Annotated in this window: 8 protein-coding genes; 3 read left to right on the top strand and 5 right to left on the bottom strand. The window is 37.3% G+C overall.

What is annotated here, in order from left to right; genetic code table 11:
- Positions 1-5: 5 nt before the first annotated feature.
- Both B154_RS0116990 and B154_RS0116985 read right to left on the bottom strand, forming a co-directional pair.
- Complete coding sequence (locus B154_RS0116990; protein WP_018615461.1) at positions 6-3,326, bottom strand: SusC/RagA family TonB-linked outer membrane protein; 3,321 nt, start codon at positions 3,324-3,326, stop codon at positions 6-8.
- A 133-nt stretch (positions 3,327-3,459) separates the two neighbouring features.
- Positions 3,460-4,680 (bottom strand): ROK family transcriptional regulator, encoded by a 1,221-nt coding sequence (locus B154_RS0116985; RefSeq protein ID WP_051084318.1) that lies wholly within the window; start codon positions 4,678-4,680, stop codon positions 3,460-3,462.
- Positions 4,681-4,963: 283 nt separating this feature from the next.
- Here B154_RS0116985 and B154_RS0116980 point away from each other — a divergent pair, with 283 nt between their 5' ends.
- Positions 4,964-7,609, top strand: coding sequence for a bifunctional YncE family protein/alkaline phosphatase family protein (locus B154_RS0116980; protein ID WP_018615459.1), 2,646 nt, complete (start codon positions 4,964-4,966; stop codon positions 7,607-7,609).
- Positions 7,572-7,898 (top strand): hypothetical protein, encoded by a 327-nt coding sequence (locus tag B154_RS0116975; protein ID WP_018615458.1) that lies wholly within the window; start codon positions 7,572-7,574, stop codon positions 7,896-7,898. Before B154_RS0116980 ends, B154_RS0116975 begins: the two co-directional genes overlap by 38 nt.
- 183 nt (positions 7,899-8,081) lie before the next feature.
- Here B154_RS0116975 and B154_RS0116965 read toward each other — a convergent pair whose 3' ends face one another.
- From B154_RS0116965 to B154_RS30825, 3 genes are all read right to left on the bottom strand, one after another.
- Positions 8,082-8,561 (bottom strand): DUF4126 family protein, encoded by a 480-nt coding sequence (locus B154_RS0116965; protein WP_018615457.1) that lies wholly within the window; start codon positions 8,559-8,561, stop codon positions 8,082-8,084.
- 285 nt (positions 8,562-8,846) lie between these two features.
- A complete protein-coding gene (locus B154_RS0116955; RefSeq protein WP_018615456.1) occupies positions 8,847-10,190 on the bottom strand; it encodes a tail fiber domain-containing protein in 1,344 nt (447 codons plus the stop codon).
- A 70-nt stretch (positions 10,191-10,260) separates the two neighbouring features.
- Positions 10,261-10,686, bottom strand: coding sequence for a response regulator transcription factor (locus B154_RS30825; RefSeq protein WP_018615455.1), 426 nt, complete (start codon positions 10,684-10,686; stop codon positions 10,261-10,263).
- Between the two features lie 284 nt (positions 10,687-10,970).
- On the opposite strand from B154_RS30825, the gene B154_RS0116945 reads away from it, so the two are divergent.
- Positions 10,971-12,512: a YifB family Mg chelatase-like AAA ATPase gene (locus B154_RS0116945; RefSeq protein ID WP_018615454.1), complete on the top strand. Its 1,542-nt coding sequence runs from the start codon at positions 10,971-10,973 to the stop codon at positions 12,510-12,512.
- The last annotated feature ends 9 nt before the right edge of the window (positions 12,513-12,521 follow it).

The following is a 12,521-nucleotide window of genomic DNA, read 5'->3' as shown; positions in this document are numbered from 1 at the left end:
ACTTTTTAAAATGATACACGAATACTTGCACCGTAAGATCTTGAGGCAGCAGTGCCGCCACCAACCATCGCCTGTGAAACGAAGCTGGTACCGACGCCTTCCTCAGCATCTAAATAGGGTAGAGTTTTGTAGAAATAGAACAGGTTTCTGCCATACAAACTGAATGTGAAGTTTTGCATGCTCAACTTCGATTTGATTTTTAGCGGCAGGGTATAGGATAATGATAGTTCTCTTAATTTGACAAAATCATTATTAAACACAGCTGCTTCATAGGTACTGTAAGAACCTGAACCCGGCCATGAACCCCAGGTGTAAGTATTTAAATAATAATTCGCTGCTTCAACTACTGCTTGATTAGCCTTGCCATCGCCCTGGTTTACGCCATTTAAGATAATACCATCGTGAAACACTTTCTCGCCACCAGGTCCTGTAGTTGCATTTGCTGCAACCTGTACATTTTTGCCATTAGCATCTACGTAATAAGGAAGGCCACCATGTTCAGCGTCGCGGCCGGCAAGAGAATTTTTATACAAGCCTGCACCTGTAGCATATAAAAGAGAAGGAGAAACAACCTGTCCACCCCAGCGAAAATCAACCAGTGCGGTTAAATTAAAGTTTTTATACGTAAAATTATTAGTAAATCCGCCAGAGCCTTTAGGTTGAATGTTTCCCATTTTAACCTGGTTATCAAAATTTATATCGTAGTAGCCGTCGCTGTTGATAACGTATTGACCTTTTTCGTTGGTTCTTCTTTTATAACCAACTATGTCACCGGCTGCCTGGCCCACTTCTGAAACAATAAGCAAAGAGCCGTTATCTATGTTAGAGTTTGTCAACCTGTCTAAACCTGACATCAGCGCCACTACCTTATTGCGGTTGAAAGAAAGATTTAGCCTGGTATCCCACTGAAAATCTCTTGTGCGAAGAGGCACTCCATTTATCGATGCTTCCAGTCCGTAATTTTTTAAAGTACCTACGTTTACTAAAATACCAGTTGCGCCGGTAGAACCGGGAATAGTAAGATTTAATATCTGGTTAACTATTTTGTCATTGTAATAAGAAACATCGAAGCCGAGGCGATTTTTGAAAAACTTTGTTTCCCAGCCAAACTCAAGCTCGTGCTTTTCTTCATTTTTTAGATTATTATTACCGTAAGAAGAGCCAGGATATAATGTAGGAATACCATTAATATTTCCAGCAGAATATACAATATTAGAAACATATGGATTCGGAGGATTGCCAACAATACCCCATGCTGTTCTTAGCTTACTGTAAGAAACAAATGAAGGAAGATTAAAAGCATTGCTAAGCTCAAAAGCCGCACTTACACCTGGATAATAAAAAGTATTGTTGCCGGGATATAAAGTAGAAGTTCTTTCTCTGCGTAGTGTACCTTCCACAAACAGAAAATTATTATACTCTAATCCTAGTATTCCAAACAAACCATCTTTTACTAAAAAGCTTCGATAAGCATTTGCAGTAAGATAATTACTGGCCGATGCTTTCGTGCTAAACCAATTTTCTGTTGTTAATCCACCTGCGGTTCCTACAGAAGAGTAGCGGTAATCTTCTTTTCTGCCCTGGTATCCGACCGAAGCATTTAATTTTAATTTATTAATTAGCTGATGACTGTACGACAGCAGTAAATCGCCATACATGAAACTGTACCTGTTAGAAGAAGTAGAATAATTGCCTGACGGTCCGAAAGCGATAGGATATTCGTTTTTATCTTTTTCCTCTAAATAATATCCTGTATAATCAGTACCTATGCGACCACGCAAATTTAAATCTTTAATAATATTATAATTAACGGTACCGGAAGCTATTAAACGATTGGTAGTTTCATCGTAATTATTTTCTAATTGTGTCCATAAAAAATCCATGAAATCATAAGCACGAATGTTATATTTTAAAGCTTCTGCGGGATCTTTTTGAGTATCATTATAAGGAACATATTTATAACCTCTGGTGGTTTTGTATTTATTAAAATATGCATCCATGTAATCTACAGGGCTAAAAAATCCTCCATAGTTATTTGTAAGCCTGTCTATTTGCCGGGGCCTGTTATGTACCTTTTCATTTACATAACTTATTGCTATGTCTGTAGTTACTTTAGATGAAACTTTATAAGTGGTATTTAAATTAAATGTATTTTTTTCCTGTTTACCACCAATCTGGATTCCTTTATAATCGTTGCGGGTAAAAGACAGCCGGTAATTCATTTTATCCGTTGCATTGCTTAGAGCAATGTTAGCCGCCGAGTTATTGCCTGTTCTGTAAAATTGTTTCCAGTTGTTGGCGTGTGCCACATAGGGGCGCATTTGTCCATCCCACCAATATACCTCCCTTCCGTCTACTTTAGGTCCGAATTGGCCATAAGCTCTAAAAATAGGATAAACAACGTCTTTCCCATCTATATTTTTGTGTATCCAGCCATCCTCATCAGCTCCAAAGGAAGACATATTAGTACCACGGTCATAACCTGGTCCATATTCGGTCTGTAGATCAGGCAATACTGATGCTTGTTCTATGTTACCTGATAAATTAACATCAACTCCCAATCCTTTGTGTCCCTGGCCGTTTTTAGTGGTTATAACAATTACACCAAAGTTGGCATCGGAACCATATAAGGCTGATGCAGCTGCACCTTTCAATATGGTTACATTTGCTATATTTTCAGGATTAATATCTAATAACCCATTACCATTTATTCGTTGGTTGCCACCCCAATATCCTTCGTTGTTAGCGTCTCCATTTCTTACTACAACTCCGTCAACAACCATAAGCGGTTGCCTTTGGAAATTAATGGAACTTAATCCTCTTATCTGGATACTTACAGCACTCGTTGCTCCACCCGGGTTAGTGTTAATAGTTACACCAGGAGCCTTGCCGTATAATGCAGACGCAAAGTTGGTGGGAGCGGTTTTCAAAATATCCTGTGAACTTATAGTAGAGGTTGCATACCCTAATTTTCGCTGGTCTCTGCGAATGCCGAGAGCCGTTACTACAACTTCGTTTAAGTTTCCAACTTCGGGCCTCATGGTTATGTTCACCCCTGCATCACCAGCCGCTTTTGTTTCTGTTTTTTGAAAACCAACCGAAGAAAATTGTAAAACATCATTAGAAGAATTGACAGCAATTGTAAAATTGCCCTGAGCATCAGATACTGCCGTTTTTTTAGTTCCTTTTACTGCAACAGTAACACTTGGAATCCCTTTTCCCAAACTGTCGGTAACCGTACCTGAGACAGTTTTATTCTGGCTAAACGCTAATGTGCTTCCCAACAATAGCATCAAAAAAAGCCAGCACTTTGTAAATCTTTTCATTGTAGCTTGTTTAATTTAATGAATGGAGACAGTTTTTAAAATCCTGATCGTATGCAATCATGAATGCTTTTGCTAAACAGTCGAATTGTACAATCGAAATATAAAGTGATAGTATTTTTATAGTTTGGATTAATTATTTCAGTAAGTGATCGTCTGGCTCCGGAGTACCGCTTGTCTCTGTTCTTCTTTCAAAATTTTCCATTACAAGCGCTGCAGCTCCTATAAGTTCAGCGTGGTAACCCAATGTTGATATTTCTATGTTTGTATTCATCGCTAATCTCGGAATGCAGTGCTCATTCAAAGCCTGTTGAATGGGGGCCTGCCAAATCTTTCCTGCAAGCGATCCTCTGCCACTCAGTATAACTGTTTCAGGATTAAAAAGGTGAATTAAAATTGCTACTCCTCTGCCAATTTTATAACCCGTTTCAGAAAATAGCTCTGCCGCAAATTGGTCGCCTTCTTTGGCTGCATTCATTATTGCTTCAATGGCCTGTTCAAAATGTTCCATTGCCACATCTTTTAATACAGACATACGACCGCCCCTTAATCCTTCCTGCACTTTTTTAATTACTACCATCAGCGATGTTTCTGTTTCTAAACACCCAGTCTTGCCACAGCTGCATAGTATGCTGTTTGTAAAAAGTGGAATATGGCTAAATTCTCCTGCAAAACCATTGTGACCTTTAAAAAGTTCCCCGTTCAGTATCATGCCGAGGCCAACTCCCCAGCCTACGTTTAACACCATTACATTCGTTTTATTTCTTGCCGCACCAAAGCGCAGTTCTGCCAATGCTATCAAACGTGAATCATTGTCTATAAATACCGGTAATCCTATTTTTTCGGACATGTATTCTGTAACATTTTTGCCTGGGACACTTAAAAAGGTATAATTGATTCCCTTTTTTGCATCTACAAAACCTGGCATGCCAATTCCTACACCGGCAATTTTGTTTTTTGGAATTCCCGAATTGGTTATCACCTCTTCAATTTTTTCTGCTAAAACAAAAGATGCATCCGGATTTTTTGTCAATGGCAATTCAAATTCTTCGACCGGGGTTACAAAAGAGTTTTTCAGGTTCATGATTGCTATCCTCGACACATATTGGTCCATTGATACTGAAACAACATATAAAAGGTTTGGTACGATTGCATATGTAAGAGGACGTCGGCCTCCGCTTGAAGCGGCATAGCCTGTTTCTGTTATCAAACCTTCTTCGATCAGCTCATTCAAAAACTTAGAGATAACGGGGAGGCTTTTATCTGCTTTAAGACATAATTCTGCTACTGATAAAGTATCACTATAGTATAAGTACTTAATTATCTTCTTCTTGAGCTGTTGGTTTTTTTTTCCCATAATTAACAGGTATAATTCCAAAAGAAAACAGAAACTTTTTTAAATATTTTAAAAAGTATTTTTACTTCTTTAAAATTGAGATAAAGTTATAGGAAAAGATATAATAAGATAACAATTTTTTAAAAAAAAATTAATAATGCTTTAAGAAAAAGAAAAACCGAATTTCGCAAGCAGCCGTTTTTGAAATAGTAAAATAAAAGGAAGTATAAATCCGGTTGAGATTACAATCGCAATAAACCTTTTACTAATTCTATTCATAAAATATTGTAAGAAATACTATAATATGAAACAACTTTTGCTACTTTTTTGCTTTTCTTTTGCAGCCTTTATTGTAGAAGCTCAAACAAAACTTTCTCATCCTCCGCCTACAGAAAATAAAACGTCTCAAACTAAGGAACCACTAGTAGAAATGCCTTATAACAGGCTTTTGCAATCAGCAGGAAAGGTTGTTACCTATGGCGACCCTGATTTGGAAAATCATGCCCTCGACGTTACTGTTTTGCCCGACAGGAAAAATGTTGTTGTAGAAGACCGGTACGGCATAGCTATTCTCGACATAAAAACGAAGAAGATAACAAACAGATGGAGTTTTTCTGGTAATGCAGAATACAAAGATTTGATGAGCACCTACTCTGGTATTGCATCTTTTATTTATAAAAATAGCACGTATATAACATGGAGCGCCGTCGATAAAGGTAAAAATTTGTCACATGTTATGATTGCACAGTGGGATGGAATGTCTGTGAAAGGTATCACATCAATAGCGTTAAAAACGATTGCGCCTGCGGCTACAGCTTTGCCCAATCAAATCAACATCAGGTTTGAAAGTGGTATTCCTTATTTGTACGTAGTACTGAACGGAAACAATCAATTAATCAAAATAAATGTTGACACTAAACAAATAGCCTGGACTGCAGGTACAGGAGTTGCGCCTTTTGGCATTTGTATCATAAACGACAAAGCTTATGTTACCAATTGGGGAGGTCGCACGGTAACAGATACAACAATGGAATTTGCCGGTACGCCTTGGGGGAGGGCATACACCAACCCCGCCACAGGAGCAGTAAAAGACGGAAGCTTATCAGTAATAGATATAAGCAATGGAAGTTTATTAAATGAGTTGCAGCTAGGTCTGCATCCCAATGCTATTACCTGCAGTCCTGATAAACATTTTTTATATGTTGCAAATGGCAACAGCGACTACGTTAGTGTTATTAATGCAAAAAACGACAAAGTGGTCGATTCGATTGAAGTCGGTTTGTTCTCAAAACAATATAGTTATTATGGCAGCAGTCCAAATGCGCTTGTAATAGATGCTACGGGGAAAACAATGTATGTAGCCAATGGACTAGACAATGCGATTGCTGTAATAAATCTTGGCAAAAAAAACTCCTATAAAGGTATTGGTAAAACAAAAGTAAAAGGTTATATCCCTACAGAAGCTTATCCTTCGGGAATAGCTTTACTTAATCGAAATTTATATATCGCAAACCTCGAAGCAAAAGGTGCAAGAGTGCTTTCAGAACCGAAAGAGTTAGAACAAGCAAGCAGCACATTGGCCAATGCTTATACTATTCATAAAGAGCTGGCTTCTCTTAGTATTATTCCTTTGCCTTCTGATAAAGAACTGAAAAGCCACACTGAAAAAGTTAGGAAATTAAACATGTTTTACAGGATAGCATTGACCAATAGACTCCCAAGAAAAAACGTACAACCAAGACCTTTACCGGAAAGAATTGGTGAGCCATCAATATTTAAACACGTAGTATATATTATAAAAGAAAACAAAACATATGACCAGGTTTTTGGTGATATGAAACAGGGTAGAGGTGATAGCAGTTTATGTATTTTTGGAAACACTGTTACGCCCAATCAACATAAACTTGCACAGGATTTTTCTTTAATGGATAATTATTATGCATCAGGAAAGTCATCAGCGGAAGGGCATGTATGGGCAAATGCTGCTATGGTTCCTGATTATATCGAGAAAAATGTGCGCGCATGGTTTAGAAGTTACACTCACCGTCTTGCAGATGCAATGGCTTACAATAAAAACGGTTTTGTCTGGACCAATGCTTTGGACCATGGTAAAAAGGTGCGCATTTTTGGTGAAGCCTGTCTGACGAACTACGACGATAAAATGAAATGGGAAGATATTTATAATAAGTACACTTCTCAAGAACCTCTTGTTATAAAAAACACAACTACCATTGCCCGGATAAGACCTGTTATATCACCAGATTACCCCGATTGCGATAATATAAATTTTACTGATCAGCTAAGGGCTGACGTTTTTATAAAAGAATGGAAAAACTATGAAAATCTTCCGGGCGATAGTCTTCCCGAGCTGATGGTGCTTTCATTGCCAAATGATCATACAGCAGGTACGTCGCCTGGTTTTCCCATACCGAGTGCTATGGTGGCGGACAACGACCTTGCATTAGGAAGGATTGTTGAAACCATCACAAAAAGCCGCTTTTGGGATTCTACAGTTGTATTTGTAACAGAAGATGATTCTCAATCAGGGTGGGATCATATCTCATCATATAGGACAACCGGTTTAGTGATGAGCCCTTATTCAATTCTTAACAAAACCATTCATACAAATTACAACCAAACCTGTATGGTAAGAACGATTGAGCAAATTTTAGGACTCTCTCCTATGAACATTATCGATGCTACAGCCATGCCGATGTTTGATTGTTTTAGCGATAAAAAATCAAACTACAATTATAGCCGTATTCCCAACAAGATTCGACTTAATGAAATGAATAAACCATTAAGTTTATTAAAAGGTAAAGCAAAGATTTTTGCAAAATTGTCGGCAGATGCAGCTTTTAAAGAAGTTGACGGAGGCGACGATGATAATATGAACAGGATATTGTGGTTTGATGCAAAAGGAGATAAAAAGTACCCGGTATCAAAATAAAATTCTTAATATACTCGTTGGTACACGGAGTCTTTCTTCAGATAAGTTTGATTGCTCAACTGCCCAAAACACGTTGAAGCTGCAGGTACCGGGGATAATGATAGTAGGAGGATTGAAAACAGTTCTCGCATTAGCTACATACAAACAATTGGTAATGTATAACGCCCATCCATCTTTACTATTTTCAAAAGTAACAGAGTGGAGCAAAATAGAAAATAAGAAAGATAGTTTCAATATAACACCAGATAATATTGCAACTGATAAAGTAGTTGATTTTCTAAGCCGATAAAAGAAATATAGTTAAAGCCAGGTTAGGGTTGATGGTTGAGAAAAAACTAAAAATGATTTCCATAAAGGATGCAAACGCCAATGTTATCGTTCTTTTCTTCGCTTTAAGGTTCGTTCCCCTAAAAAGAAGTGAGGGCTTTTAAAAATAAAGTGTCGGGTGAATAATTAGATTAGTGACAATTTTTTATCCCATAATCAGAATGCCACTTCCTATAACAATTGCATCTTCAATTGCTCCGGTTACGGGTTCTTTAATAAAAGTAGATTTATCTAAATATTTACGAAGGTAAAAAGTGCCATAGGTAGCAGCTATGGCTGTAGCTCTCCCAATTAAAATGCCTTTTGCAACACTGTCTTTATTGGCAACAGAAATTATAGCACCGGCTAATGCACCTGAGGCTGCCCTTGCAATTACTTGAGGAGCAACAATTCTATTAGGGGTATTCGGAAGTTTGTCTCCTGCAATTTCTGCAACACCGAGTAATTTTGTAACGATTGCAGTAACAGGTGATTGAATAAAACGAAGCCTGGAGTTCGACAATGCAGAATTATGTTGTTTGCTTAAATAATGAGCAGCAATAGCCAGAGCGAAAGTTGAACGCATACCGGAAATGATACCAAGACTTATAATTTGACCAATTGTTTTTTCATTTATTTTTTTCATTCAACTTTATTTATAGGAGTGACTTTTGAATTTTTTCTTTTAAAATTAAACATAAAACAGGAGTTGTACAAACCAAACCAATTTCTCTGCATGTCGCTTGATTTGCAGCTTTACTTTTTTTCTTAACCAATAATTTTTTTAAAAAAGCACTGCAACTTTTTTGAGTTCATTTCACTTAGGTTAATTCGTAAATAAACCATAAAGATTTAGAGCAGTCATTATGCCCTAAATCTTTATGGTAGTAAAAGAGGTCTGCAGTAGAAAACTCCCAAAGAACGATTAGATTTATTTGTGTGTCAACATCATTTGTTTTGTTACTAGCAACTTCCCGCCCATACTTAAGGAATATTGATAAGTTCCCGCTTGTAATTGCCCTGCTTTTAATATTATTTGACCCTTACCTTTTTGAGTTATTGGTATACTTTTAATGATCCTGCCACTGAGATCGGTGATGTTCAAAACAGCATTAGCAGATTGTTGTGGTAAATAATAATTAATAACTGTATTCTCATTGAAGGGATTAGGATTATTCTGTTCTAACATCACAGAGTTTAATGAAACAGAAGTAACTGTTTTTCCAGGTACTTTATCATCATTAAGCGTTATACTCTGTTCTAATTTTGTCAGACGAACTTTAAGTTCTTCATTTTGAGATTTTAAATCGGCGATTGTTTTTTGTTGCTCCTGTACTGAAGCAATTAAAACCGGGATTAATCCTTCGTAATTCACCCCCTCAAATTTTTCTTCAGAACTTATTAAAGTCTCGTTTTCACTATATTCTGCAGGTTTTACTGCTTCTTGTACTAACTCAGGAAATACCTGTCTTACTTCATCCGCAATTAAACCCATTTGATTACCAGAAGATAATCCCATTTTTTCAATACCTGTCGTGTTGAATTGATAAGATGAAGGTTTTAGCTTCATTAATTGTTGTAAAGAATTCTTTAAAGGAGTTATGCCTTTTTTCAATTTTCTATCCGAAAAACGAAAGTAATTGTTTGCCCATACATTTCCCGCAAAGTAGCCAGCAGCCCTAAATGAACCACAGGCAGCCTGGCCATAAACCCCATACGCGTTGTTTGAGGGGCCTGCACAAGCATAACCGTAAATTCCATAACGATTACCGCCCGACCCTGTTGCCTGGCCATAAACACCATAACGAGTACCTGCTGTTCCCGAAGCAGTGGCATAAACACCGTAACCACGTCCAGTGTACGAACCGCCAAGATTTAGAGAATATGTTCCAATATATCCCCCGTAAGACAGAATGCCATAGCCATATCCCGGGTTATTAACAGAATACGTATAAACTCCGATGCGATGAGAATTGCCGCTAAAATTATTGTAAACACTTATGCCTCTGCCATAATCCCGGTTAATAATATCCAAAGGATAATTTGGCCCAACATTATTAGGACTTATTCCTATGCCACGGCAAAAATAACCATATCTCCATTTAATAGAATTAGTACCGAGGTCATATGTACATTTAGTTGCAGGCCAAAGGTGCTGGTTAATGTGGGTAGGTGCTATTAGATTACTAAGTTGTCTATTAGCTTGGGTTAAGCCAATTAGTGGGGCTATCATAAGCAAAATGATTGACCCTGAAAAAAGTGTATTTTTTTTCATAACGTAATTTTTAAAAATTGAAATGATTTCTGCTTTCTAGTAGGTTTCCGGGACTACCTATTGTAAAAGTTTAAAAATTAAAGTAAAGATATTGTGCAGAAGAGAGCATGTCAATCGCATTATCATGCGAGAAAACGTTGATACAAAAAAGAGTAGAGAGTAGTTTTTCTTTTAATGCCAATAATACTGCCTGAATGCAGGAATGTACGTTCAGTTTGTGATAAATATTTCGAATGTGTTCTCGCACAGTATTAATAGCTATGTTGCAATCATTGGCAATCATTTTGTAACTGTTACCTTTTGCTAATGAATCAAGAATAGCTATTTCTTTTATAGTTAAGTTAAACCCATTCGTTTTCGGATTATTGGTCTTCGTTATAGAAATGTTTCTTTTACTATATGAAAACTCAGTTATCCTTTCTGATTTTCCACTTTTAATGGTACAATTTTTCTTTCCGTTACCTGCGGCAGGTATTATATGAAATTGATTTTTCATATTAAAATATTTAAAAGGAAAATTATTCCTGGAAGCAAGCTTTTACTTCTATGTGTTAGTGGTTTGGATAGGTCTACATCAAGCTACTTACTTAGACATAAGCTGAGTTATAAAACTAAATAATATTATAATTTTTTTTAAATCTTTTATAATATTTATTTTCGGAAATTGGTTTCATGACAGGGGTGCTGATGAACAATTATTCTAAATTCAAATTTTAATATTCTTTCCACTCTTTTCATTACTTTCAATTTTCTTTTTTTTGCTTTTAAATTTTCAATTTAATGCTGGTAAAAACGTTTGGCAGTGCTGTATATGGTGTGGAGGCTATTAATATAACGATTGAAGTAAATGTATGTGAAGGACAGGGTTATTTTTTAGTGGGTTTACCAGACGGTGCAATAAAAGAAAGTCAGCAACGAATCGATAGTGCGATTAAAAGCAATGGCTTTAGAATGCCACGTATTAAGATTGTGGTAAATATGGCTCCCGCTGATATTAAAAAGAGTGGTTCTGCATTTGACCTTCCTATCGCGATAGGAATACTTGGCGCAAGCGAACAAATCGAAAATGCAGATGCGCTGAAAGATTATGTTATTATGGGCGAGCTTAGTCTTGATGGCGCTATTCAACCTATTAAAGGTGCGCTGCCAATAGCAATACAAGCCCGTAAAGAAGGTTTTAAAGGATTAATTGTGCCAAAGGCAAATGCGCGGGAAGCAGGTATGGTAAATAACCTGGCAGTGTATGGCGTAACTCATTTGCAGGAAGTGATTGATTTTTTTGCTGATGAAAATTCTTTAAAATCCGTAGACGTAAATACAAGAGAAGAATTCTTTAACTCGCAATACCAGTTCGAGCTTGACTTTACTGACGTAAAAGGCCAGGAAAATATAAAACGAGCATTGGAGATTGCAGCAGCAGGAGGCCATAATGCAATTTTGATTGGTCCTCCGGGAGCTGGTAAAACCATGTTGGCAAAAAGACTTCCTACAGTATTGCCTCCATTGAGCCTGCAGGAAGCTTTGGAGACAACAAAAATTCATAGCGTAGCAGGAAAGTTACCGGAGAATGCATCATTAATTAATAAACGACCTTTCAGAAGTCCGCACCATACTATCTCAGATGTTGCTTTGGTAGGTGGGGGAGGTGTGCCCCAGCCCGGAGAAATTTCTCTGGCTCATAACGGTGTATTGTTTTTAGATGAATTACCAGAGTTTAAAAGAACGGTACTTGAGGTAATGCGTCAGCCAATGGAAGAAAGACGTGTTACTATTTCTCGTGCAAAAATTGCTTTAGACTTTCCCGCAAATTTTATGTTGATAGCAAGTATGAATCCTTGTCCTTGTGGTTATTACAATCATCCCGAAAAAGAATGTACATGTCCTCCCGGAACTGTTCAAAAATATTTAAATAAAATTTCAGGTCCCTTGCTCGATCGCATTGATTTGCATGTGGAGGTAACGCCGGTATCATTTACAGAATTAAGCAATATAGCCAAAGGTGAACCTTCATCCGCAATACGTGAAAGAGTTATTAAGGCAAGAGAGATACAAACACTTCGGTACAAAGACACACCGGGAACTTATGCAAACGCCCAAATGAGCAGCAAGCAACTGCGCGAAATATGTGTGATTAACCAGGCAGGTGAAGGCTTGCTTAAGAAAGCAATGGAACGTTTAAATTTATCCGCACGTGCGTATGACCGCATTCTTAAAGTTTCCCGAACGATAGCGGATCTTGCCGGAAATGCAGAAATTAAAGTGGAACACCTGGCAGAAGCTATTCAATACAGAAGTTTAGACAGAGAAGGATGGGCAGGATAGTGAATTGAA

Source organism: Segetibacter koreensis DSM 18137 (assembly GCF_000374045.1).
Lineage (GTDB): Bacteria > Bacteroidota > Bacteroidia > Chitinophagales > Chitinophagaceae > Segetibacter > Segetibacter koreensis.
The sequence above is the reverse complement of the archived record's forward strand: the minus strand, read 5'-3'. Positions and strand labels throughout refer to the sequence as shown.

Coding starts and splice junctions, on each gene's coding strand:
- B154_RS0116945 (WP_018615454.1), top strand. CDS start 10,971: ATGCTGGTAAAAACGTTTGGCAGTGCTGTATATGGTGTGGAGGCTATT.
- B154_RS0116965 (WP_018615457.1), bottom strand. CDS start 8,561: ATGAAAAAAATAAATGAAAAAACAATTGGTCAAATTATAAGTCTTGGT.
- B154_RS0116980 (WP_018615459.1), top strand. CDS start 4,964: ATGAAACAACTTTTGCTACTTTTTTGCTTTTCTTTTGCAGCCTTTATT.
- B154_RS0116955 (WP_018615456.1), bottom strand. CDS start 10,190: ATGAAAAAAAATACACTTTTTTCAGGGTCAATCATTTTGCTTATGATA.
- B154_RS0116990 (WP_018615461.1), bottom strand. CDS start 3,326: ATGAAAAGATTTACAAAGTGCTGGCTTTTTTTGATGCTATTGTTGGGA.
- B154_RS0116975 (WP_018615458.1), top strand. CDS start 7,572: ATGCAAAAGGAGATAAAAAGTACCCGGTATCAAAATAAAATTCTTAAT.
- B154_RS0116985 (WP_051084318.1), bottom strand. CDS start 4,680: ATGGGAAAAAAAAACCAACAGCTCAAGAAGAAGATAATTAAGTACTTA.
- B154_RS30825 (WP_018615455.1), bottom strand. CDS start 10,686: ATGAAAAATCAATTTCATATAATACCTGCCGCAGGTAACGGAAAGAAA.